The 23,879-nt window shown below is 58.1% G+C and carries 23 protein-coding genes and 1 riboswitch; of the genes, 13 read left to right on the top strand and 10 right to left on the bottom strand.

Features of this window, described 5'->3' with window-relative positions; genetic code table 11:
* Positions 1–38: 38 nt before the first annotated feature.
* Complete coding sequence (locus tag MJA45_RS25080) at positions 39–752, bottom strand: AAA family ATPase (protein WP_315604629.1); 714 nt, start codon at positions 750–752, stop codon at positions 39–41.
* Between the two features lie 205 nt (positions 753–957).
* Between MJA45_RS25080 and MJA45_RS25075 the strand changes: the two genes are divergently transcribed.
* Genes MJA45_RS25075 through galU form a run of 3 tightly spaced genes read left to right on the top strand, consistent with a single transcriptional unit; the run spans position 958 to position 5,415 of the window.
* Entirely contained in the window at positions 958–3,435 is a 2,478-nt protein-coding gene (locus tag MJA45_RS25075; RefSeq protein ID WP_315604628.1) for a mannosyltransferase YkcB-related protein, read from the top strand.
* A 19-nt stretch (positions 3,436–3,454) separates the two neighbouring features.
* Complete coding sequence (locus MJA45_RS25070; RefSeq protein WP_315604627.1) at positions 3,455–4,432, top strand: glycosyltransferase family 2 protein; 978 nt, start codon at positions 3,455–3,457, stop codon at positions 4,430–4,432.
* Positions 4,433–4,485: 53 nt separating this feature from the next.
* Positions 4,486–5,415, top strand: coding sequence for a UTP--glucose-1-phosphate uridylyltransferase GalU (gene galU, locus MJA45_RS25065; protein WP_315604626.1), 930 nt, complete (start codon positions 4,486–4,488; stop codon positions 5,413–5,415).
* 165 nt (positions 5,416–5,580) lie between these two features.
* On the opposite strand, the gene MJA45_RS25060 is transcribed toward galU, so the two are convergent.
* From MJA45_RS25060 to MJA45_RS25050, 3 genes are all read right to left on the bottom strand, one after another.
* The gene (locus tag MJA45_RS25060) at positions 5,581–6,033 is read right to left on the bottom strand and encodes a VOC family protein (protein ID WP_315604625.1); all 453 of its coding nucleotides are present in this window, start codon (positions 6,031–6,033) and stop codon (positions 5,581–5,583) included.
* A 175-nt stretch (positions 6,034–6,208) separates the two neighbouring features.
* Positions 6,209–6,760, bottom strand: coding sequence for a dihydrofolate reductase family protein (locus MJA45_RS25055; RefSeq protein ID WP_315604624.1), 552 nt, complete (start codon positions 6,758–6,760; stop codon positions 6,209–6,211).
* 314 nt (positions 6,761–7,074) lie between these two features.
* The gene (locus tag MJA45_RS25050) at positions 7,075–7,266 is read right to left on the bottom strand and encodes a hypothetical protein (protein WP_315604623.1); all 192 of its coding nucleotides are present in this window, start codon (positions 7,264–7,266) and stop codon (positions 7,075–7,077) included.
* A 375-nt stretch (positions 7,267–7,641) separates the two neighbouring features.
* Between MJA45_RS25050 and MJA45_RS25045 the strand changes: the two genes are divergently transcribed.
* A complete protein-coding gene (locus MJA45_RS25045; protein WP_315604622.1) occupies positions 7,642–9,075 on the top strand; it encodes an ABC transporter substrate-binding protein in 1,434 nt (477 codons plus the stop codon).
* A gap of 296 nt (positions 9,076–9,371) precedes the next feature.
* Here the strand turns inward: MJA45_RS25045 and MJA45_RS25040 are convergent, their stop codons facing one another.
* Positions 9,372–10,253 carry a pentapeptide repeat-containing protein gene (locus tag MJA45_RS25040; protein ID WP_315604621.1) on the bottom strand — a complete coding sequence of 294 codons (882 nt, stop codon included), beginning with the start codon at positions 10,251–10,253 and terminating at the stop codon, positions 9,372–9,374.
* A gap of 312 nt (positions 10,254–10,565) precedes the next feature.
* Here MJA45_RS25040 and MJA45_RS25035 point away from each other — a divergent pair, with 312 nt between their 5' ends.
* The gene (locus tag MJA45_RS25035; RefSeq protein WP_315604620.1) at positions 10,566–11,159 is read left to right on the top strand and encodes an AAA family ATPase; all 594 of its coding nucleotides are present in this window, start codon (positions 10,566–10,568) and stop codon (positions 11,157–11,159) included.
* 112 nt (positions 11,160–11,271) lie between these two features.
* On the top strand, positions 11,272–11,838 hold the full coding sequence (locus tag MJA45_RS25030) for a bifunctional transcriptional activator/DNA repair enzyme AdaA (RefSeq protein ID WP_315604619.1): 567 nt from the start codon (positions 11,272–11,274) through the stop codon (positions 11,836–11,838).
* 70 nt (positions 11,839–11,908) lie between these two features.
* Here MJA45_RS25030 and MJA45_RS25025 read toward each other — a convergent pair whose 3' ends face one another.
* Positions 11,909–12,595, bottom strand: a complete 687-nt coding sequence (locus tag MJA45_RS25025) for an SOS response-associated peptidase (RefSeq protein ID WP_315604618.1) — start codon at positions 12,593–12,595, stop codon at positions 11,909–11,911.
* 319 nt (positions 12,596–12,914) lie between these two features.
* Between MJA45_RS25025 and MJA45_RS25020 the strand changes: the two genes are divergently transcribed.
* Positions 12,915–13,514: a nitroreductase family protein gene (locus tag MJA45_RS25020; protein WP_315604617.1), complete on the top strand. Its 600-nt coding sequence runs from the start codon at positions 12,915–12,917 to the stop codon at positions 13,512–13,514.
* Between the two features lie 174 nt (positions 13,515–13,688).
* Positions 13,689–16,427 (top strand): PAS domain S-box protein, encoded by a 2,739-nt coding sequence (locus MJA45_RS25015; RefSeq protein ID WP_315604616.1) that lies wholly within the window; start codon positions 13,689–13,691, stop codon positions 16,425–16,427.
* A gap of 162 nt (positions 16,428–16,589) precedes the next feature.
* Here the strand turns inward: MJA45_RS25015 and MJA45_RS25010 are convergent, their stop codons facing one another.
* The 4 genes from MJA45_RS25010 to MJA45_RS24995 all read right to left on the bottom strand — a co-directional run bounded on the left by MJA45_RS25010 (position 16,590) and on the right by MJA45_RS24995 (position 18,756).
* Entirely contained in the window at positions 16,590–17,132 is a 543-nt protein-coding gene (locus MJA45_RS25010; RefSeq protein ID WP_315604615.1) for a VUT family protein, read from the bottom strand.
* A 13-nt stretch (positions 17,133–17,145) separates the two neighbouring features.
* Entirely contained in the window at positions 17,146–17,646 is a 501-nt protein-coding gene (gene queF, locus MJA45_RS25005) for a preQ(1) synthase (RefSeq protein ID WP_315604614.1), read from the bottom strand.
* 124 nt (positions 17,647–17,770) lie between these two features.
* Positions 17,771–17,814, bottom strand: a riboswitch (PreQ1 riboswitch).
* Positions 17,815–18,076: 262 nt separating this feature from the next.
* Positions 18,077–18,460: a helix-turn-helix domain-containing protein gene (locus tag MJA45_RS25000; protein ID WP_315604613.1), complete on the bottom strand. Its 384-nt coding sequence runs from the start codon at positions 18,458–18,460 to the stop codon at positions 18,077–18,079.
* A gap of 59 nt (positions 18,461–18,519) precedes the next feature.
* Entirely contained in the window at positions 18,520–18,756 is a 237-nt protein-coding gene (locus MJA45_RS24995; RefSeq protein WP_315604612.1) for a hypothetical protein, read from the bottom strand.
* A gap of 162 nt (positions 18,757–18,918) precedes the next feature.
* Here MJA45_RS24995 and MJA45_RS24990 point away from each other — a divergent pair, with 162 nt between their 5' ends.
* From MJA45_RS24990 to MJA45_RS24970, 5 genes are all read left to right on the top strand, one after another.
* Entirely contained in the window at positions 18,919–19,047 is a 129-nt protein-coding gene (locus MJA45_RS24990) for a hypothetical protein (RefSeq protein ID WP_315604611.1), read from the top strand.
* Positions 19,048–19,451: 404 nt separating this feature from the next.
* Positions 19,452–20,249, top strand: coding sequence for a tyrosine-protein phosphatase (locus MJA45_RS24985; protein ID WP_315604610.1), 798 nt, complete (start codon positions 19,452–19,454; stop codon positions 20,247–20,249).
* Complete coding sequence (locus MJA45_RS24980) at positions 20,246–22,267, top strand: hypothetical protein (RefSeq protein ID WP_315604609.1); 2,022 nt, start codon at positions 20,246–20,248, stop codon at positions 22,265–22,267. The genes MJA45_RS24985 and MJA45_RS24980 overlap by 4 nt, the downstream gene beginning before the upstream one ends.
* Before the next feature lie 134 nt (positions 22,268–22,401).
* Positions 22,402–23,154 carry a YveK family protein gene (locus MJA45_RS24975; protein WP_315604608.1) on the top strand — a complete coding sequence of 251 codons (753 nt, stop codon included), beginning with the start codon at positions 22,402–22,404 and terminating at the stop codon, positions 23,152–23,154.
* A complete protein-coding gene (locus MJA45_RS24970; RefSeq protein ID WP_315604607.1) occupies positions 23,135–23,830 on the top strand; it encodes a CpsD/CapB family tyrosine-protein kinase in 696 nt (231 codons plus the stop codon). The genes MJA45_RS24975 and MJA45_RS24970 overlap by 20 nt, the downstream gene beginning before the upstream one ends.
* Positions 23,831–23,879: the final 49 nt, after the last annotated feature.

The raw sequence follows: 23,879 nt of genomic DNA, 5'->3' as shown, positions 1-23,879 counted from the left end.
GGGGGAAATCGGCTTGTTTTAGGCGGGCCGGGCGGAGCTCAGTCCTCTTCAAACAGCTCGCGAAGCACGGCCTGCCGGTTCTCCAGAAAGCGGCGGGTGACGATGTAATGCAGCGTGTCCTCGTAGGCGATTTCTCTTACCGGCTGGGCATCAAAGTCGAGAATCTGCGCACCGGGATAGCCCAGCAGAATCGGGGAATGAGTGGCGATGAGGAACTGGGCGTCCCCCTCCCGATCCTTGATGATCCGCAGAAGCGCCAGCTGGCGGGCCGGAGAGAGGGCGGCCTCGGGCTCGTCAAGCAGGTAGAGGGCCTTTCCTCCGAAACGGTTGGCGAACAGGGACAGGAACGCTTCCCCATGCGACTGCTTGTGAAGCGAGCGTCCGCCGTAATACCTAAGGCTCTCGGGCATGGTTTCGAGATGCGTGGCAAATTGATGGAAGGTTTCCGCCCGCAGGAAGAAGCCGTTCGTGATTTTCGGCAGCCATGACAGACGAAGGGCATCCCCAAGCGCCGAATGCGACGCGTCTGCTTCATAGGTGTTATTCCGGCCGCCTCCGGCCGTGTTAAAGCCGCACTGATAAGCGACCGCCTCAAGCAAAGTGGATTTGCCGGAGCCGTTCTCCCCTGCGAAGAAAGTGACATTCGTCCGGAAGGTGAGAGCGTCGAGGCTTCTAACCGCCGGAATCGAAAAAGGATAGCGGGAAGGGTCGGCCTCTTCGTTTCGTATGATTTCAAGCCTGCGCAGAAACATGGGTACCTCCTCGTTAAAAAGAAGCGATTAGGGCAGGGTGCGATTTCTCATCGGCTCCCCTTTCTACTATACTTCGTACGGCCGCCTGCTTCCAGAGACAGGGTCCCCAAGCTTTCAGCAAACCTTCAGCCGGCTTTCATGCTGGTTTAAGATAGCTCCGGCATAATCTAACCATCCAAACCACACACAAGAAATGGGGATGCTTATGAACGCCATAAAAAAATGGGAACCGGGGGAACGGCCCGCCGCACCGGGGAGGACCCCCGGGCCCGCACTCCGCCGCCGGTTCCGTCTGGATCCTTATGTGGCCGCCATCGCTCTGCTGGCAGCTTTTTTGAACGGCTTCCAGATCTGGACGGAGCATTATGCCAACACCTATTACACGATGACGGTCGCCAGCATGCTGCAGAGCTTCCATAACTTCTTCTTCGCTTCGCTGGACTCCGCCGGCTCGGTCACGGTGGATAAGCCGCCGCTTACCTTCTGGATTCAAGCCGCGAGCGCCTACCTGTTCGGCGTGCACGGCTGGAGCGTGATCCTGCCCCAGGCGCTGGCCGGCGTTGGCTCGGTCTTTCTGATGAACGCGTTGGTCAAGCCCGCGTTCGGGCCGGCCGCCGGACGGATCGCGGCACTCGCCATGGCGGCGACTCCGGTAGCCGTTGCCGTAGCGCGGACGAACAACATCGACGCCATGCTGGTCTTTACGCTCCTGCTGGCGACCCGTGTTCTGTTCAAGGCGGTGAACAGCGGCAGGCTGTGGACCGCCGTCGGAGCTTTTGCTCTGATCGGGGCAGCCTTCAATATGAAGATGCTTCAAGCGTACATGGTGCTGCCGGCCTTCTACCTGTTCTACCTGGCCGCGTCCAAGCGGAGCTGGAAAATCAAAGCGGGCCATCTCGCCGCAGCTACGGCCGTCATGCTCGTCCTATCGACCGCCTGGGCGGTGATCGTGGACAGCATTCCGGCGGACAAGCGCCCTTACATCGGCAGCTCCTCTACCAACTCCGTGCTGGAGCTGGCCTTCGGCTACAACGGCGTGTCCCGGCTGACGGGCAACCAGGGGCCGGGCGGGGGCCGGGGCGGCATACCTCCGGGCGGCACTGACGGCATGCCGGGAGCGGCGGCTGGAAGCCCAGGCGGCCAGTCGTCCGCTGCGGACGGAGGCGCGGGGGCCGGTGCAGCCCCCGGAGCGGACGGCGGTCAAGGCGGCCAGGCGGCTGCAGCCGGAAGAACGCCCGGTGCGACAGGCGGCCAAGCAGCTGGGGACGGAGGAGCCACGGGTACCGGAGGAGCTCCCGGAGCGGATGGCTCCGGCAGTGGAGCCTCCGCAGGCCAGCCGTCCGGTTTCGCGAATGACGGCCAGCGGTCCGGACGGGCCGGCGGGGATTTCGGCCAGGGCGGACCTGGCGGCCAGGGTGGCCAAGGCGGAGCCTTCAATACGGGGACGAAGGGACCTCTGCGGCTGTTCCAGTCGGAGCTGTCCGGCCAGGCAAGCTGGCTGCTGCCGTTCGTGCTTTTCGCCGTCATCGGGCTGTTGGCCGGGCTTCGCCGCCGTCTGTTGACCCGCCAGCATCTGGAGTCGCTGTTCTGGCTGGCCTGGCTGCTTCCGGTTATGGGCTTCTTCAGCATTGCGGGCTTCTTCCATCAATATTACCTGATCATGATGGCACCCCCTATAGCGGCCTTGGTCGGGGCCGGCTGGAACGAGCTCTGGGCGCAATACCGCGGGGGATCCGGCTGGCGGAGCTGGCTGCTTCCCGCAGGCGTTCTTGCCACCGCCGCCTTTGCCTGGTTTATCATGCGTCCCTATGACACGGTCATCGGCAAAGGATGGTCCCTCGGCATCCTGCTGGGCGGCCTTGCGGTCTCGCTTCTTCTCGCGCTGGCCCCCCGCCTTTATCACCGCTTGCCGGTGCTGGCCGCCTCTCTCGTCGGCGTGGTGCTGTTCGCCGGCCCTCTGTATTGGGCGGCTACGCCCATCACCTACGGCCAGAACAGCATGCTTCCGGCCGCCGGTCCCGGCGGGTCCGCGGTGTCGGGTCCCGGCGGCATGGGCCGGTTCCCGGGAGGCATGGCCCAGCCGGGCGGGGACGGCACGGGCCGAACCGGCGGGATGCCGGGGAACGCATCCGGTGCTCCGGCTGATGCTTCCGGCGCTCCGTCCGGCTCCGCGGCCATCCCGGGCGATGCCGCCTCCGGCAGCTACGAAGGCAGGCAGGACGGCCGCAACGGCGGCATGCCGGGAGGACCGGGCCAGGAATCGCTGAACGAGAAGGCGCTCGCTTACTTGAAGGAGCATAACACGGGCGAGGAATACCTGTTCGCGGCCTCCGATTACGGAACCGCCGCCCCCTATATTATTGATGCCGGCGAGAAGGTCATCTCGCTTGGGGGCTTCTCCGGCAATGACCCGGTCTACACCGCTGCGAAGCTCGAAGAGCTTGTTTCATCGGGGCAGGTGAAATACTTCATGCTGTCCGGACGCGGAATGGGAGGCCGGGGCGGCAGCTCGGAGCTGACCGCCTGGATTGAAGAGCACGGCACCCTTATCCCTTCGGAGGAATGGCAGGGAACCGCCGCCGGTTCGGCCTCCGGATCTCGGACCGCAGCAAACCCGAACGGAAGCGGAGCCGGAGGGTTTCCCGGTTCAGGGAACGCTCAGCTGTATGAGGTGAAACTATAAGGGAGGAGGCAAGCCAGCCATGAACAGGGTAACTTATTCCGTAATCGTTCCTATGTACAATGAAGAGGCCGTCATCGAGGAAACTTACCGCCGGCTCAAAAAGGTCATGAGCGGAACCGGAGCTTCCTACGAGCTTCTCTTCGTAAACGACGGCAGCCGGGACCGCTGCCCCGCCATCATCCGGGATTACGCCTATTGGGACGATACGGTCAAGCTCATCGATTTCTCCCGCAATTTTGGGCATCAGATCGCCATCACGGCGGGCATGGATTATGCGGAGGGCGAGGCCGTCATCATCATCGATGCGGACCTTCAGGATCCGCCGGAGCTCATTTATGACATGATCGCCAAATGGAGAGAAGGCTACGAGGTCGTTTATGCCCAACGGATGAAGCGCAACGGGGAGACCTGGTTCAAGAAAAGCTCCGCCAGCCTGTTTTACCGGCTTCTGAGAGCCTCCACCGAAATCGACATTCCCGTGGATACGGGGGATTTTCGCCTGATGGACCGCAAGGTGGTGGAGGAGATGAAGAAGCTCCCCGAGAACAACCGCTTCGTCAGGGGGCTTGTGAGCTGGGTCGGCTTCCGGCAGACCTCCGTGGAGTACGAGCGGGACGAACGGCTCGCCGGAGAAACGAAGTATCCCCTGAAGCGGATGATCAAGCTGTGCCTGGACGGGATCACCTCTTTCTCCATCAAGCCGCTTAAGCTGTCCGGGTACCTCGGGGCTCTTCTGTCGGCAAGCGGATTTCTCTACCTGCTGTATGTGCTGTATCTGGCCGTCTTCACGGACGAGACGCTGCGCGGCTGGGCTTCGCTTGTGAGCGTGATGCTGCTTTTTAACGGATTCATTCTTCTCATGCTCGGGATTATGGGCGAATACATCGGGCGCATTTACGACGAGACGAAGGGCCGGCCCTTATACGTGGTCCGGGAAGTGTATGGCATGAGGGACGGGGATAAACCGGGAAGAACGCCGCTCGTCGTCAACCGGTAAGGAGGCGTTAGCGGGCTGCCTTTGGTCCCTGTTCCAAGAAAGGAGTGGAAAGCATGAAGCGGATACGCAAAGCCGTTATTCCGGCAGCGGGTCTCGGCACCCGGTTCCTGCCGGCAACCAAAGCGCAACCGAAGGAGATGCTGCCGATTCTGGATAAGCCGGCCGTTCAATATATCGTGGAGGAAGCGGTACAGGCCGGGATCGAAAGCATCATTATCGTCACAGGCCGCAACAAGAAGTCGATCGAGGATCATTTTGACAAGTCGGTGGAGCTGGAGCAGCTTTTGCAGGAGAAGGGCAAGACGGACCTTCTCCGCGAGGTTCAGGCGATCAGCGACATGGCATCCATTCATTATATCCGGCAGAAGGAGCCGCTTGGGCTCGGCCACGCCATCCTTTGCGCGAGGGAGTTTGTCGGAGAGGAGCCGTTCGCGGTGCTGCTCGGGGATGATCTCCTTCACGCACCCCAGCCGGCCATCGGCCAGATGATCGGGATCTATGAAAGGACGGGCCGGCAGGTAGTCGGTGTGAGGGAGGTGCCCTCCCCGGACGTTCCGAAATACGGGATTATTGCGCCTGCCGAAAGGCGGGAGAGGCTTCACCGGGTAGCCGGGCTGGTAGAAAAGCCGCGTCCGGAGGCCGCGCCTTCCAATCTCGCGGTCATCGGCCGGTATGTGCTGTCGCCGGACATTTTTCCCGTGCTGGAGCGGCTCGAGAAAGGGGCGGGAAGTGAATACCAGCTGACCGACGCGCTTCATGTCATGGCGGCCGGCGGAGAGCTGCTCGCTCTGGAGCTGGAGGGCAAGCGGTACGACATTGGCGACAAGCTCGGGTACTTGAAGGCCAACATCGAGATGGGGCTGGAACGGGAGGATTTAGGGGCGGAGCTTCTCGGGTATTTGCAGGGCCTGCTACACGAGCGGGGGCAGTCCGTCCGGGCTTCCGGCAGCGGGCTCGTGCCGAACGCCGTGCCGTGGTCCTGACACGGAACGTGAGACAAGGCCGGTTCCAAGGTCATCCAGGATGACTTTGGGGCCGGCTTTTGTTTTATTGTGTCGTCGCCTCGACGTTCTTCCGACCGAGGGTCGCCCAGACCCGGTGCATGAATGCGTGTGTTTATTTCGGTTAAGTCTTCTTATAAAGATCCCTTATTTATTACCGAGTTGTTCCGCCAACCCTATTAGAAGTCCTTCATTTCCACGAATGTAGCAGAGCCGATACGAATTCTCGTACTGAACCACTTCGCCAACGAGCTGGGCACCATGTTTAGTGAGTCTGGCTACCATTTCGTCAATGTCCTCAACGGTGAACATGACGCGTAGATAACCTAGGGCATTAACAGGAGCCGTTCGGTGATCGGATATAGTAGGCGGGTTGAGAAATCGTGAAAGTTCAAGTCGGCTGTGGCCATCCGGGGTAACCATCATAGCAATCTCTACACACTGGGAACCCAGCCCGGTTACGCGACCAGCCCATTCCCCTTCGACAGTAGCTCGCCCTTCGAGCTTCAAGCCAATCTCCTCGAAGAAAGAGATGGCGTCATCCAGGGATTCGACCACGATGCTAACATTGTCCATTCTTAGTAATTTGTTTTTTGCCATAGTTTTATCTCCTTATGTGGACGAATTTATTACCTGATCATCTTCCTACTTATTCTATCAAGAATTACTAATTACTTCCAGGTTAAACTAAACTGCCTTTTAGTTGAATAAAGGAGCCGTTCGATTCCCTATATCCTGCCTTACCAGGTTGGAACCGAAATCTGGCAGTGCCAAGTCAACGAACAGGCGTATAGTGAAGCAGCACAACGCCGGAGCCGAAGGGTTTGGTCCCGGTCAGCTTCAAATTTAGTCGCTCATGAACTCCCCCCAATAAATGAGGGCCACGTCCGGCAACGATAGGATTTACCAGGAAGTGAAACTCATCCACCAAGTCCAGTTGGGCCAGGGTGGAACCGAGACCGGGACCGGCGTTAACGAGCAGGTTCTTCCCTTCTGCCATAAGCTTCGGCACCTCCTCGGAAACAGGCCCCTTCAACAAGAAAGAGTTCTGCCACGACAAGTGATCCAGCGTCCGCGAGACAACGTACTTGGGTTTCTGATTGAGTTTGTGTGCGAAGTCGACCGTGAATGGGGGGCCTTCACCGCTGCTGGCAATGGCCGGCCAAAATTGCTCCATCAGCTGGTAGATTTTACGTCCAAAAAGCAGACCATCGGACTGGTCGATCAGCTCCTCCGTATACCGGTGAAGTTCCTCGTCCGCAATCATCTGCGTGTGGTCACAGCACCCGTCCAGTGTCACATTCATCATCATAATGATACGTCCCATAAGCAGCCTCCTTTATGATTATATTTTATCCTCCAACAGCAGGCCTGCTTTCTCATGGATTGCTAATGTGCCCTGTAAAACGATTTAATAGAATATGGTTGCATCGACCCATGTAATTTATCCATTCCCCCATATTCATTGCCGTGACCTGAGACTATAATCCAAATTATAACAAATTAACACTTTACAAGGAGATGCTGATTGTTTATACAAATTAAAGGACATTTTGTTAACGAGGGCAGCTTTTATTGGTGCCTTGTATCCGACGAGGTACTTTCTTAGAAAGTTAGCATGACTAACAACTTTTGTGACCGCTAATGGAATTCTTCGATAACCATTCCCCAAACAAATTTAACAGCAACCCTGCTGTTAACGATCTCTCTGTACTCGATTAGTCGGGTTTTAAATACGACTGCGTTCTGCTCCTCCTCTACTCCGACGATAGTTTCAAACCCGATAAGTGCCCTCTTCCTTGCTGGTTTTTCGACAACCTTCTGATTTATCATCCCGTGCCCTTCTAAGTTCTATTAGAATAAAACCTCTTAATCAACCGAAAATGTTAGCGCTTACTTTCATGGCGGGATGGGAATCACCTATTAGAATAATTCCTTAATTAATATAAAGATTATGGAAAGGAGGTGATAAAAATTGGTGAAGGCAAACGAATTATTAAAGAATATCCGTCGTTTTGAAAAAACATGAGGTCATGGAAAGAGTGTGCCTTATCCGGTACGAAAATTAATAGGAAAGCGGAACAATACTCCCGGATAAGGCACTAGCTCCGGCACATGCGGATTTTAAGCAAAGGCGGTGATAAAGAAACAAAAGAAAAAACAATAGTATCCTAGTTTTTTATTTACTATATGACAAGGAGGATTAAGATGTTTAAATTCAAAAAAGCAGTAGGTCTAATGCTAACGTTTTCTTTGGTTGCGCCCCTTAGTGCGGTGACCGCAGACGGGACAGGCAGTACGAACATACCCAACAAGTACAACATCCCCTACTCCGTAGATGATGATGAGATCTTCATCTTCGCGGCGAACTACAAACCTTTAGAATATAGTGCGAAGGGCCAAACCGGTGGCGACGTGGTCTTCAACCAAATCATCGGAGACAAGCTTCGGGAAGCCTTCCCGGGACTTAAGATCAAGTTCGGCACCTGGGATTATCCGGTCCGCTATGAGGATCTGAAAGCGGCCGGGGTCGTGCCCGACATCGTCATCGAGAACCCGTACAACCGGATCGACCGTGACCTCGAACCCCTTGGCTGGGTCCAGGACATGACTTCTATGATCGAGCAGAGCGGGATCGACCTTAGCGCGCTCAACCCGGCCGCCGTGGAGATGGTAAAGTCACGGTCCGATGGCGGGATCTACGGCGTACCGCTCTTTATCGACGACTATATGCTCTACTACAACAAGAAGATCTTCGATAAGTTCGGCGTGAAGTATCCGACGCCCGGCATGACGTACGATGAGATCTACAGGATGGCCAAGAAGCTGACCACGCAGGACGGGCTCGACGCCTACAAGGGATTCATGCAGCATCCCGACAACTACCTGCAGTATAACCAGCTCGGGCTGTACCCGTTCCAGCCGACCAACAGTGAGGAGCCTGCACCGGAGGACGTGAAAGTGGACATCACGTCACCGGAGTGGTTCCAGTTGGGCGAGAACATCGATCGCTTCCTCTGGCTTCCTCGTAACGGCTTCACCACGGTCACCGACTTCCTCAAAGGGGACATGAGCCGTCCCGGGCATGTCGCTATGGCGGTCGACACGTTGCAGAAGCTGCCTGCGTACGCTGGGGACGACCTCTTCATCAAGGATGGGGATGAAGCCCGCTACCATGAGTGGTTGAATAGTATCGATGTCGGCGTCACGTCGGTGCCCGTGCTTAATAATCGTTCACAGACGACGTATCAGCCCAACACGATGGCGGCGTTCATTCCACCGCAGGCACGCCATCAGGAGGAGGCTCTCCAGATCGTGAAATGGCTGGTGTCAGAAGAGGGACAGGTAGAACTGTCCCGCCATGCTATCAAAGGGGTCCTGCAGACGCCAGCCGTCGTGGACAGCTTTGGTGACGATGTGCCAGGGCTGGCGAACGTCGATACTTCGGGTGTTTTCTGGGGTTCCAATGCTGTCGTAAAGAACTACCAGAAGACCGAGTACTGGGATATTCCGCTGTATTCCGTGTTCCGGCAGCACGTGTTGAAAGACGCGATGAGTGTCGAGGCGGCTTTCACCGTCACCGAGACGGTGGATATTCCCAACTACATCAAATCCCAGACGAACGCGGGTAAAGGCTGGTAACCCAACCACACCCGCACCGTGCCGGTGCCGCGGAAGTAGTGGAGCGCGGTCTCTGGTGTACTGCGCAAGAAGCAGCTGAACCCGTTGAGGGTATACGAAGAGCCGACGTCAGGCGTGGAAGCGGCCCGGATGGCGTTCTGAACTGAATTTTTCGATATAAAAAACCGGCAGGCGGGATCCTTGTTCCCGTCTGCCGGTTTCTTATGGATTCCGGCTGTTATTCGGCCCTTACTTGCAGCAGCTTAGCCAGCATCTTGACGGTCTCTTTTCTCGCAGCCCCCGGCTGCCCGGGCGCTTCAGCCGGCCCAGTGGGAAGGGCGGGGGAGTCCCGGCGGAAGCTTCGTGCGGGAGTCTCCCTTGGCGGCGTTCACCTGAAAGACGGTGAGAAACAGGCTCCCCGTCAAGTCCGCCCCCCGCAAATCGGTATCGCGCATATCCGCGCCGATGAGATCGGCTCCGTTCAGATTCGCTTCCCGCAGATCGGCCGCGATCAGGCACGCTCCCCGCAAAAAGGCTCCGCGCAGGTCGGCTCCCTTCAGCTTGGCGCCAAAGAGGTCGGCGCCCCGGCCGAAGGCTCTCTTCGCCCCGCTCCGGGCGCCGCCTTGGCGCCGGCGCCCGGCTTCCGCCTCCGCGCGCACCAGTTCGCTCACGCGAAGCAGCAGGAGGTTCACCTCCGCGCGGTGAGTGGCTGCGTCAAGCTCCCGGAGAGCAGCGGGCTCAAGCCGGGTGAGGCGTTCCGTCTCGTCCCGGGCGGCCTGAAGCTCGGGGTAGAGGGCACGGACCGCGGGCACCTCCAGCGCCTCCTCCTCGTACCACAGCAGCTCATACAGCTGGCGCATCACCGGGAACACCTCGAACATCGTCTTCGCGGTTTCGGGCGCTTGCCGCCAGTCCGTTCCGCCGAAGGTCACCTGGGAGACCGTCTGGCCGGCCCCGAAGCAGTCATAGACGGTGCAGCCGCGGAAGCCTCTCTCCCGCAGGCTGCTGTGGATGCCGCAGCGGAAGTCCTTCTGCAGGTTCGGGCACGGCTGGCCGGCCGCCTTGTCGATGGCAAAGTCGGACGAAGCGGCAAAGGGCAGGGCGGCGCAGCACAAGCCGAAGCAGCTTTCGCAGTCCGCCTGAAGGCGGGAGCGGAAAGCGGCACGCTCAGGTTGGGGACGGTTGGAAGGTGGGGACATCGGGCATACTCCTTTTGTTCATATGGTCATCCTAAAATGGTAGTACGGATCCCACTCCCCGTCAATCCTGGGCACTCGTTTTTCATTCTGAGGAATCCGGTGTATTGGAAGGCCAATCCATGCGGCAGAGTAAGGATTCCTCCTTATCTTAGGGATATAACGGCGGTCCATAAATTGGTATAATTGGTGCTGGACATCGCGAAGGGCTATAAGTCTGCCTAACAACCACAAGAAGAGGAAAACGCAGGAGCCTGCGAGAAGATAGACCGAACCGTGCTTAAGAAGCACCGGTTCCGAATGGGAGGTGGACCGATGATCGTGTGGATTAACGGAGCCTTCGGGGCAGGCAAAACCCAAACTGCCTTTGAGCTTCACCGGCGGCTTCCCGGTTCGTTCGTGTACGACCCGGAGAATGTAGGGTACTTTATCCGCCGAAATCTTCCGAAGGAGCTGGCCGGCGGGGATTTTCAGCACTTTCCCATGTGGAGGGAGATGAACTACCACATGCTCGCCTACTTGAACCGTGAGCATAAGGGCGTTCTCCTCGTTCCCATGACCGTGGTGGATACCGGGTATTTCGACGAGATGGCAGGCCGGCTGAGAAGAGAGGGGGCCGATGTGCGGCACTTTGCGTTATGCGCCTCCCGCGAAACGCTGCTGAAGCGTCTGCGGAGCCGCAGGGAGGGGCCGGACTCCTGGGCGGCCCAACAGATTGACCGCTGCGTGAAGGGCCTCGCCCACGAAGCCTTCCGGCATCATCTCGACACGGAACATCATACCGTCCGGGATAATGTGGAGGCGATTGCATCCCTGGCCGGACTGGAGCTGCAGCCTGACAACCGGGGACCGTGGAGGCGCAGGGCCGACCGTCTGCTGACGACGCTTAAGCACATCCGGCTGAAATGACGCCGGCCGATGACGGCGGGCCTGCCGGCTGTCGAAAGGTTGCGTTCTTGTTGCCGCCCGCTTCTCTCCCGGACCGCCCGGGGGTATACTGGCGGTAAAGGAGGTGACGCGGATGGACGCCGAATTGTTCAACCGGGTCTACGAAACGGTGGCCCGCAAGGAAAGCACCTTTGACGGCATTTACTATACGGGGGTCCGCACGACGGGCATCGTCTGCCGGCCCTCCTGCCGGGCGAAGACCCCGAAGCCTGAGAACGTTACGTTCTTTCCCTCAGTAAAAGCCGCGGTCCGGGAAGGCTTCCGCCCGTGCAAGCGGTGCCGCCCCGAAACGCCGGGAAGCCACGGGCCCGACGCCGCGCTCGCCGCCGAGGTGGACCGGCTTCTCACGGAGCGGCTCGGCCGCCCGCTGACGCTGCCCATTCTGGCCGACGAGCTTGCCGTCAGCCCTTACCACCTGCAGCGCGTCTACAAGCGGGTAACCGGCCGGAGCCCCGCGGAGCAGCTGCAGCGGGTGAGGCTGCAGGAGGCGAAGAGGCTGCTCGGGGAAGGAAAGCTGTCCATGGCCGAGATCGGCTCGGCCATAGGCTTCCGCAGCGCCTCGCATATGGCCCAATGGTTCCGCAGGGAAACGGGAAGGACCCCTACCGAATACCGGGAGGGGTCCCTCGATTCCCGCTGACCGGCGGGTCGTTCTCCAGGCGGCGGCGAAATCCGGCGGGAGCCGGACTGCCGGGCTGGGGACGGGAGCTCTATTCCTTGATCGGAGCCCAGCCCCACCGGCTCCGCTTGCTCGTCTCCCGTCCCTTGGCCGGTCTCCCGGGCGCTTCGTCTCCCGGCCTCTCCTCGGCCATCATGGCCTCGGCCTCGTAAGGAAGCAGCAGGGACAGAAACTCGTCGGATCTCCGGTAGGCCGGATCAAGCCATGGGGCCGTGTCCTGCTCCTGAAGGATGACCGGCATCCGGTCATGATAAGGAAAGATCACCCGGTTCGCCCGGGTCGTCAGAATGGTGCACGTCCGGTACTCCGCTCCGCTTGGCTGTTTCCATACATCATAGATACCGGCAAGCCCGAACACTTGGCGGCCGGGTAGGGTGAATTTGACGGGGATGCGGGTTTTGCCTTCCATTCTCCATGTATAGAAGCCGTCGCACGGAATGAGGCAGCGGAATTTGGCCATCAGCCGGCGATAGGCGGGCTTCTCGGGAATGGATTCGCTCTCGGCGTTGACCGAATCCTTGGCCCAGTGGGGGAAAATCCCCCAGGTATGAAGGTCGAGGCAGGTTTCCTTCTGCTCGGCCCCCTTCATGTAGAGCACGGGAATCGGCTCCGTCGGCCGGTAAGAGGCATCGGCTTCATAGCCGGTCACGATGCGGTCAACGGAATAATGGGCCGCTACTTCCTGCGGGGGGAGTGAAAGTGACAAGCGGTTGATCATGGAAGCACCACCTTTTTCTAACCAGTATCCTCTCTTCCGGCGGGAAGTATGTATGGGCAGGGGTCATTCTTGGATAAGCTAGTTTCTTATCCGGGAACTTTGTTGGCAAGTAAAGCACCGGGTATGCGCACGAGAATCCATAGGAAAGCAGAACAACACTCCCGGATAAGGCACTTGCCGCACTTGGTTCAAAAGCCTTTCCGGCGGGTAAACATCGTTGACATGCTTAAAAACGCCGGTTTGCTTTGCTCACTCACTTTCTTTTTACAAGAAGCTAACTATTTCCGAAAACCAGATCACAGTTGCGGAGGGAATACCCATGACCAAAGAGTTTGCCAAGGCCGTATCGGAAAGACGCTCCATCTATACACTCAGCAAGGAATCGACCGTTTCGGACGAGCGCATCCAGGAAATCGTCCACGAGGCGGTGAAGCATACGCCGTCCGCGTTCAATTCCCGCAGCTCCCGCGTCGTCATTCTGTTCGGGGAGCAGCACAACAAGCTGTGGGACATCACGACGGAAATCCTGAAGACGATTGTCCCTGCGGACAAGTTCGAATCGACCCAGCAGCGAATGGACGGATTCCGCGGTGCGTACGGCACGGTGCTGTACTTCGAGGACCAGGCGGTAATCGAGGAACTCCAAGCCAAGCTTCCGACCTACCAGGATCGGTTCCCCGTCTGGTCGCAGCAGTCATCCGGCATGCTCCAGTTCGTCATCTGGACGGCTCTGGAGGCCGAAGGGCTCGGCGCGAACCTGCAGCATTATAACCCGCTCATCGACGAACGGGTCAAGGCCGAGTGGGGGCTTCCGGAAACGTGGCAGCTCATTGCGCAGATGCCCTTCGGAACCCCGACCGCTCCTCCGGGAGAAAAAGAATTCGGTCCGGTCGAGGAACGGATCCAGGTGTTCAAGTAAGCTTCGGCCTGCCATCCGACCGCCTTACGGGCCCAACGGGCTGGGGGCGGTTTTTTTTGTGGAAGGAAATAGTGGTAAGGGGGACCGGACTTCGTTTAAAGTATAGATAGCGGATAGCGCTCGGCCGGCAGCGGTCAGCCGTCGGCAGATGAAAGCCAGGAGGGCCCCGAAATTATGGAGTTTTATGCGGATAAGGAAGTTGTCTTTGAACGGGCTTACGAAAGCGCTCCCTTCGGGATCGGAATCATGGACAGGCAGGCGGGTCACTGGGTAATGGCGAATCCTTCCCTGTGCCGTCTGCTGGGATATGGGGAAGAGGAGCTGCGGAGGATGACCGACCGGGAGCTGACTCACCCTGACGATCCGGCGTTTCCGGCCGTCGGGGAGGAAGAAAGGCTTTTGTCCGAACCGCTGGTGAAGCGCTATCTTCATAAGAACGGAACGGCTGTCTGGCTGTCGCTGGCCTTCTCGGAATGGGAAAGGACGGAAGGGGACGACAGGCGCTTTCTGCTCGTTCAAGCCGTCGACATGACCGGGCTGCGCTTAATGGAGAAACGGCTGAAGGACAGCGAACGAAAGCAGCGTCTGATCACGGAGGCCTCCCTCGACTGGATCTCCCGGCATACGGCGGATGAGGCCGCGACCATCACCTTCTCGTCCCCGAGCTGCCGGACCTTTTTCGGCTATGAACCGGAGGAAATGGTAGGGGGAAGCGCCATTGAAATGGTTCATCCGGAGGACCTGGACCGGGTGAAGGTCTTTCTCGACCAGAACCGGTATACGGAAGGCAGCAGCGTCACCTTCCGCTTTCAATGCAAGGACGGCCGTTACGTATGGCTCGAATCGACGAGCCGCTACATGATGAACGGCAACGGCGAGCTGGAGGAGATTATCTCCATCTCCCGGGACATTACCGAGCGGCGGGAAGCGGATCAGCGCCTTCAGGAAAGCGAGCAGCGGTACAAGTCGCTTTTTGACCATAATCCGGCGGCGGTTTATTCCATGAACCTGGACGGGGATTACCTGACGGCCAATGCCAATCTCGTGAAGATTACAGGCTATACGCTGGAGGAGCTGATCGGCATGTACTGGGGGCCGATCGTCCATCCGAAGGACCTGCCGAAGACCCTGCATCACTTCGGTCTCGCCAAGCAAGGAGAGCCGCAAAGCTACGACCTGACCATCCTTCACAAAGACGGGCACCCGGTGGAAATCAACTCGACGAACATTCCGATTATCGTGGACGGGGAAGTGGTCGGGGTGTTCGGGATCACGACGGACATTACCGAGCGTAAGCAGTACATCGAACAGATCGAGAAGCTAAGCTCGGACTATACACTTATTCTGAACTCGGTCTCGGAAGGGATCTTCGGGCTCGACGAGGAGGGCCATGCCATCTTTATCAATCCGGCGGGGGCGGCCATGCTCGGCTTCGAGGCGACGGAGCTGATCGGACGGCCTTATCTCGGGATGCTGAGAGAAGCGCTTAACGACATGAGCCGGCTGACGACGGAAGAAACGGCGCTCTTCCGCACCATCCGGGACGGACGCTCGCACTACAACAAGGAAGCGGTGTTCTGGCGCAAGGACGGCTCAAGCTTTCTGGCCGATTACCGCGTTACCCCGCTTGTCGAGAACGGCCGGCCGAGAGGGGCGGTGGTCGTGTTCCGGGACATCACGGGAGAGAAGGAAATCCTCCGGGCAAAGGAGGCGGCGGAGAAGGCCGATCAGGCCAAATCCGAATTTCTGGCCGTGGTCAGCCATGAGATCCGGACCCCCATGAACGGCATTATTGGCATGGCGGACCTGCTGGCGGGAACCCCCTTGTCTGAGGAGCAGAAGCTCTACACGGAGACCATCATCAAAAGCAGCAAGGCGCTTCTGCGCATCATGAACGAAATTCTCGACTTCAGCCGGATCGAATCCGGCAAGATGGAGCTGAGCCATGACAGCATCGAGGTGCATTCTCTCCTGCGCGGTGTTCTGGAGCTGTTTGCCCCGAAGGCAGCCGAGAAGGGGCTGGCGCTGGAATGGCGGGTGGACGAAACGGTGCCGGTCCAGCTGGGGGGAGACGAAGGGCGGCTCCGGCAAATTCTCGTGAACCTGGTCGGGAACGCGGTGAAGTTTACGGAGGAGGGCCGCATTGAAGTGCAGGCCCGGTCCCGGTTCGTCCCGGAACGGGATCAGGTGCTTCTCGAAATCGCGGTTGAGGACACCGGAATCGGCATCCCCGCGGACAAGCATGATCTGCTCTTCCAGTCCTTCTCCCAGCTGAGTCCCGTCATTAACCGCAAATATGGCGGAACCGGACTGGGGCTTGCCATCTGCAAGAAGCTCGTGGAACTCATGGGCGGTTCCATCGGCGTGGAAAGCCGGGAGCACGAGGGCTCCACCTTCTCCTTTGTCGTTCCCCTCACTCCTCCCGGCAAGGAGTTCGCCGCCGCGGCCCTTCATCCGGCTATCGAAACGGATGTCGCCGCCGCGGGACGCCGGGAGGACAGGCCGGCTCTTGCTCCTGAAGAGGCGGTGGACTACAGCGCTTTGCGGATTCTCGTGGCCGACGACAATGGGGTGAACCGGCAGCTCCTTCACTCGCTGCTCCGGAAGCACGGCTGTGCAGCCGACAGCGCCGGGAGCGGGGTGGAGGCGCTGGAAGCGTCGAAGGCAGAGGCCTATGACCTGATCTTCATGGACCTGGAGATGCCGGACATGGACGGCTTGGAAGCCACCCAGGCGATCCGGCAGCATTATCCGCCCGGCGAGGGACCTGTCATTGTGGCCGTTACGGCGTACGCGCGGAGGGACGACCGGGAAAGGTGTTTCGAGGCCGGGATGATGGACTACATCAGCAAGCCCGTGTTTGCTCCCGAGGTGGAGCGGGTGCTGAGGCAGTGGGCTCCGCGCCCTGCCTAACGGGACGGCTGGCAGCATTAAGGCACTAGAATCGGCCCGCACCAAAAAACGCCCTTTCCTCTCGTCCGCCGGACGAAAGGAAAGGGCGTTTTGGTGCGGGCCGGCCGGTTCGCCGGCGGCGGGCGGTCCCCGCCTCGCACCCTCGAGCCATTCCGCGGCGAGCTAAGCCTCTGCGGAACGGCGGGCCTTCGCGCCGAGGGCAATCACGGCCGCGGCGGCCGCCTGCAGGCCCACCTTGACGAGCACCTGCCCGGCCATGGCGTAGCCGACGGCCTCCCACGGCAGGAAGCCGGCGCCAAGCGGGGACAGGCCGATGAGCACAAACAGCACACTGTCGACGGTTCCCCCGGCGAGGCCGCTGTAGAGAACCCGGCGGGCGAGGGGAAGCTTCAGCCGCGTATAGATTTCCGTATCCGTCGTTTCGGAGACGAGGAAGGTGACGGCGGACGCGAAGACGATCCACAGCGTATCGCCGAGCAGCCAGGACGTCACCGCCGACAGCACCATCGCGCAGGCGATGACAGCGTACGTTCGGGCACGGCCATAGGCGTTCTGCACGAGATCGCGCAGGATGAAGATCGCGCCGATCAGGAACGACCCGGCCGGCACGAGCACCGGCCCGAACGCGAGCGGCGCCGTGGAAGCCGTCACGACGTTGGCGCCGGCAATCGAAACGAGGTAGAGCAGGAGAAGAAATGGTCTCATCGGTTTCTCCCTCCTACCGGTTATCCACTTTTTCGGGATAGAGATCGTGATTCATTAGCCGGTGCTCGGCCATGGCTTCGTATTTCGTCCCCGGCTGGCCCCAGTTGCAGTAAGGGTCGATGGAGATGCCGCCGCGCGGGGTGAACTTGCCCCAGACCTCAATGTAGCGGGGCTGCATAAGGGCGATCAGGTCGTTCATGATGATGTTCATGCAGTCCTCATGGAAATCGCCGTGGTTGCGGAAGCTGAACAGGTAGAGCTTAAGAGCCTTGCTCTCAACCATCTTCTTATCCGGAATATACGAGATGTAGATCGTGGCAAAATCCGGCTGTCCCGTCATCGGGCACAGGCTGGTGAATTCGGGGCAGTTGAACTTGACGAAGTAGTCCCGGTTGGGGTGCTTGTTGTCGAACGCCTCCAGAACCCCGGGATCGTAGCCGAAGCTGTATTTCGTTCCTTGGCTGCCGAGCAGGGTGATGTCTTTCATTTCTTCCGGCTTTCTTCCTTCCGACATAAAAAAATCTCCTTCCTGGATGCGGCCCTAAGGCCGAATGGGTAGAAGAAGAGATTCCGGGAACAGGCTATGATCAAACGTAAGAATGCGCAAAAAAGGCATACCGGTCCTAGGACGGCAGCATCCATTCTTAGTTTTTTATAGAGGGAGTTCGCGAACCTCTCCTAGGACTGGCAGCCCTAGAGTTTCTTCTTTGGTTATCCTCTAGTACTATACCACATATGTCTTCCGTCTGCATCCGCCGCCTTATCTTTCAAAAGGCACCCCCCCAAACAGCGGATCGTTTCCGATGTCTTTGGAAGAGGTGCCTTTTAGGAAGGTGTCCGTTTCTCCGGCTGGCGATGCTCCCCGACGAGCGTTCCGGCCCGCTGCCGTTTAAGGGGGTTCGCAGCCGTTCCTATTATAATAGAAGAGACAGGGTGGAGACGGTTCACTTTACTTCCTTCGGATTCATTTCCCGCTCCGCCCTCACGAAGGCGATAAAACGCCGTGCTTCTTCCGGGGTTAATCTTCTTCCGTCCACGGTCAATTGAAATTTCTCCAGCAGGGTTTCGTCGGAAAGCTCCAGGTTATCCACGAACTCCCTGACGTCGGGATCGAGCGTGCGATGGGGCTCGTTCGTCCGATTCATGAGATAATCCGCACTGACGGAGAAGAAATCGGCGAGCTTCAGAAGCGTATCCCAATCGGGCTCCCGGCGGTTATTCTCATAGTGGGATAAGGAAGCCCGGGTGACCCCGACTTTCTCGGCGAGCTCTCCTTGGGTTAGGCCCCTGGCCGATCTAAGCTGTGCTATACGGTTTCCGTCCTTCAAGAAAATCCCTCCAACGATACTCAGTGTAACCTATTATACAGGCAGATGGGTCTAGATGACTACTCGGAATTCAAAGCCGGGCCGGAAGCAGCCGGAAACTTGCCGTTAAAGCCGTTATTGGTCTTAAAGGAGCATAGAAAACGGGGAGAACCAGTCATTAAGTGCGACTTGTCGAACCCTGTCTCTCCATGAAAATCAGCCGAAAAATCCGGGATAAAGTCCCTTTTTTTTGCAGGGGATTCCGCTATAATGGTAAGTACCGTGATACATATCGTTACATTATTCCCAACAATCATGACCGCTCCTCCTGCTCCGTAAGGAGGACGGACAAGCTCACACTATATTATACGTGGTGTTGCGGCAATTTGCTTACTATTTCGACAGATGGAAGTAAATTTTTTTCGGTATCGGTCAACCGGCAGGAAAACAACTTATTTTTTCGTTAAGGAGGGCTTTTCGTGGAGAAACAAGGAATCGAATTGGATATTCTGAAAGTGATGCAGCAGCTTGGGCTGTGTCCCGAGAAGTTTGAGAAAACGAAAGAGTCCCGCTGGGTGTCCGAACTCGAACGCAAGAAGGCCATGTAATCCTCTGCAGCCGCGAGAGCAAGGAAGCGGGCTTGTCGGGTAAGGTTACATCCGAAAGTCCCAGAAGAAGAGGACCTTCCTCCAGCAGCCTCCTCCAGCGCTATCTTCCACCCCTTCTATATAAAACCGCCTCCAGGCGGACAAGGCCTCCCATTTTTCCTCCTTTTTTTAAAAATGCTGAAAACGCTTAACTTAACCGCGAATTCCCCGTGATATCGTCGAAAACCCTCTGAAAATCCTAACGATTTACAAAGAATTAACTCGAAATGTTAGGCAATTTTTAGAAAAGTTATTGACAAGATACATTTTGTATCTTAAATTGGTCATACGGTGGATGATACATTATGTATCACAGTGTGTCACTGCGTATCATCACTCCATCAAACGAGCAAAGGGGGGACGTTATGATAGACATCCATTGCCACATTCTTCCCGGCATGGATGACGGCCCTGAAGAGATGGACCAGTCGGTCCGCATGGCCGAGCTTGCCGTCCGGGAAGGGATCACCGCTATCGTCGCTACCCCGCACCATGCCAATGGCGTTTACCGGAATTCTGCATCCGCTATTATACAAGCCGTCCATACCCTTAATGCTGTTCTGGCCGATCTCGACGTAAACCTGGAGATTATCCCCGGCCAAGAGGTCAGGCTGACTGACCGGCTGCTGGAGGATTTGGAGGAAGGCCGCCTGATTCTGCAAGGAAACCGCTACCTGCTTCTGGAGCTGCCGGCGAGTCGCTTGCCCTCCCGTCTGGAGGAAACCCTTCATGAGCTTCGGGTGCTGGGCATTACCCCCATTATCGCCCATCCCGAAAGAAACGCCGTCCTGGCCGCCGATCCCGGGCTCCTCGAAGCCCTGATCGACAAAGGAGCCCTCAGCCAGCTGACTTCCCATTCCCTGACCGGTCTGTTCGGCTCCCGAATCCAGAAAGCCGCCTTGCGGTTCTGTGACCGGGACCTGGTTCATTTCGTGGCAAGCGACGCCCATGATACGGAGGTTCGAAATAACCGGCTGGCTCCGGCCTATGCCCTCCTGCAGAAAAGACTGGGAGATGCTGCAGTCGAACGTCTCCGGCGCAACACCGAGCTTATGCTCACAGGCGAGGCCATAGACCCCTGGCCCATCCGGCAGAAGCCGAAAGGACTTCTCCGCCGGTTGACCATACCATTCCAAAGAACAAGAGGTGAGCATGCCAAATGAAGAAAACGACGATTGCTACGACGCTGTCCCTAAGCCTGCTGCTGACCCCCGCAGCCCTGCTGCCCCTGCAGTCGGATGCCTACGCGGCCGTGTCGCTGCCCCCGCAAGCCGGCCAGGTGCAGTTGAAGCTTAACCGGATCCATGATTTCCTGCTCCAGGAGGATCTGCCTCTCATCCGGGAAGTGCGGAACAATGTAAAGGCCTTGACCGATCCCATGCTGATCAAGGAGATTTGGGAGCCGATCGCCGCTAAGAAAGGGAACCAAGAAGGCTTCGAGTTCGTGACCGAGGAGAACCTGATGGATCTCGTGACCGATCTTGGGATTTACTATAATCCAACCCTCGCCGATCTTGAGCGGGTACGGGTGAAGCATTATCCGCTGCTCAGCCAGCTGGCCAAGCTCTCGGGCATCAGCGCCGGGGCGAACGGCTTTGACTTCCAGGACATCGTGGAGTTTTACGGCGCTCTTGAAAGCAACCTCCAGGAGCGGCTAGCGAAGAAATCCCTTCCCCAGCTCGCCGAGCTGGCCCAGCGCCCCGAAGCCGCCGAATTCATCAACGATACGTTCCGGGAAGTGATGGCAAGCGACGGCCTGACCTTCAGCCGGATCCTGAAGGGCTTGAATATCACGGCGGACGACATTATTGAAGTGAAGAACAAGATAGGGATCGTGGTGGATCCCGGCAGCCAGGCCCGAATGGCGTTTGCCTTCGGCTATGCCCGGTCCAAAATCGTCTACACCGAGGACCGCAAGAAGAACGGGAAGGAAGTTACCCCTCACCTGAAGCTGTTCGGCAAGGAGATCCCCAATTCCCTGATCACCTGGGAAGAGGTAGTCGACGATCCCAACGTGGAGATCGACAAGAAGGGCACGATCAAGCTGAAGCAGGGAACGGGAGCGACGGTTACGGTTAGAGCGGTGCTCACGATTCTCGGCAAGCCGCTGCTCGACAACAAGCTCGTGGCTCTAGGGGACGCTTCTGGTGAGGAGGCCCCGCTTCCGCCTCAAGCGAAGGAGCTCGTGGCCAAGCTGAACGCCATCCATGATTCGCTGCTGCCGGAAGACATCGAGGCGGTCCAGCAGGCCCGCGACAACCTGAGAGAGATCAGCGACCCGATGCTGATCAAGGAAATCTGGGAGAAGATTGCCGCCAAGAAGGGAGACCAGGATGGGTTCGAATTCGTTACCCAGGAGAACCTGATCGAGCTCGTGTCCGACCTTGGCATCTACTATGATCCCCAGCTCTCGGATCTCGAGGCGCTTCGCCGCAAGCATTATCCGCTTCTAAGCCAGCTCGCGAAGCTGGGCGGAGTGGAGGACGGCATGAACGGGGTGGACTTCAACGACATTACCGAGTTCATCGCGGCCTTTGAGGCGCGCTTCAAGGACAAGCTGTCCCGCCTGACCCTGCCGGAGCTCGCCGAGCTCGCTACGCGCCAGAAGGCGTCCGCTCTTATCAACGAGACGCTGACGGAGCTGCTGAACGACGACAAGCTGACCCTTTCCCGCATTGTGTCGGGGCTTGGTATAACGGCGGACGATATCATCGAGGTTAAGAACAAAATCGGCCTTGTGACGGATCCGGGCAGCAAAGCCCGACTGGCCCTCGCTTTGGCGTATGCCCGTTCCGAAGTGGTTTACAGCGAGACGGAAAGCGAAGGCGGCACCGTACTCACGCCGCACCTGTCTCTCTTCGGCAAGGAAATTCCGAACGCCCTGCTGACCTGGGAGCTTGTGAAGAGCCATCCGAACGTAGAGATCGGACAGGACGGTACCCTGCGGCTGACCAGGGGCAAGAACGCCAAGGTGACCCTCCGCGCGGTCATTTCCATGCTGGACAAGCCGCTTCTGGATGCGCAGGACGTAGAGATCCGCGCGGATAAAGGAAACGGAAATGGTAACGGTAACGGTAACGGTAACGGAAACGGCAATGGCAACGGAAATGGTAATGGTAATGGCAATGGTAATGGAAATGGAAATGGTAACGGAAATGGCAAGGGCAACGGTAACCGCTAATTTTCTTGCCGCTACATAAGGCACCAGGCATAACGGAGGGGAACCGGCAGGACCCGGACGACAATCAAGCTTTTGCTCGCCCGGGTCCCGCTTCCTTCCTAACCTTAAGCTGGACACAGCAGTGGAGGAAAAGCATGGGACTGAAACAATACATGAACATCATCCGAAAGAGGCTTTGGCTGATTGCCCTCTGCGTTCTGGCCTGTACGGCCGCAACGGCACTCATCAGCTTCTACTACGTAAAGCCGGTCTACGAAGCCTCGACCAAGCTGATTGTGAACAAGTCCAATGACAGTGTCGCCGTTCAGCCCCAAATTACTTATGACAATGTGAATGCGACCATCAAGCTGATTGATACCTATAAAGAAATCATCAAAACCCCGGCGATCATGAACAAAGTCGTCGAGCAGTACCCCGATCTAGGCCTTAGCGCCGCCCAGCTCATCGAGCAGGTGAAGGTCAGCTCCGTCAACAACACCCAGGTCATGACCCTGGAGGTGGAGGACCCGTCCTACGAGAAGGCGGCCGCCATTGCCAATGCGGTATCCACGGTCTTCCAGGCGGAGATTCCCAACATCATGAAAGTGGACAACGTGGCCATTCTGAATGTGGCCGACACGGCGGAGGCTCCGGCTCCGATCAAGCCGAACAAGGCGCTGAACATTGCCGTCAGCCTGATTCTGTCGCTTATTCTTTCCTTTGGCCTCGTCATTCTGCTCGAGTACCTGGACGACACGATCAAGACCGAAGAGGATGCGCTCCGCCACCTCGGCCTGCCGGCGCTCGCCGTGATCTCGAAGATCAAGGAGTCCGACCTGAAGGAGAAGAGCCCAGCATCCTCCAAGCGAAAGGTAGGGGAAACGACTTATGCGACTGCCAACCATTAACCGCCCGATCATCATGGACGTCAATCCCCATTCCCCGATTGCGGAAGCCTACCGGACGCTGCGGACGAATATCGAGTTCTCCGCGGTGGACGAGGAAATCCGTGTCATCATGATCAACTCGGCTCAGCCGGGGGAGGGCAAGTCCACTACAGCGGCCAACCTGGCCGCCGCCTACGCCCTGTCGGGCAAGAAGGTGCTGCTGATCGACGCCGATTTGCGGAAGCCGACGGTCCATCACATCTTCGGCTTGTCCAACCGGTTCGGGGTGACCAACCTGCTGACCACCCCGGCGGACTTTAAGGAGGCGGTACGGGAGACGCATGTCGACAACCTGCATGTGCTGACCTCCGGACCCACGCCTCCGAATCCTTCCGAGCTGCTTGGCTCGAAAAAGATGGAGAACCTGGTTCACGCGCTTAAGGAAGCGTTCGATGTTCTCATCATCGATACACCCCCGACCCTTGCGGTCACGGATGCCCAGATCGTAGCAGCCCTGTGCGACGGGGTGCTTCTGGTTCTCGAATCCGGCCGGATCAAGCGGGAAATCGCCCGCAAGGCGAAAGCGAACCTAGAGCACGTCAATGCCCGGATCCTCGGCATCGTACTGAACAACGTCAAGCGCCGGGATGGAGATGCGCCTTATTACTACTACGGGAGCTCGGCAAAAGGAAGCTGATCAGGCGCCGGCGCCTGATCAGAAAATGATGGTCCGCTTCCGGTTGGTG

It is taken from the genome of Paenibacillus aurantius (assembly GCF_032268605.1).
GTDB classification, from domain to species: Bacteria; Bacillota; Bacilli; order Paenibacillales; family NBRC-103111; genus Paenibacillus_AO; species Paenibacillus_AO aurantius.
Note: the sequence above shows the minus strand (reverse complement) of the source record. Positions and strands in the feature narration are given on the sequence as shown.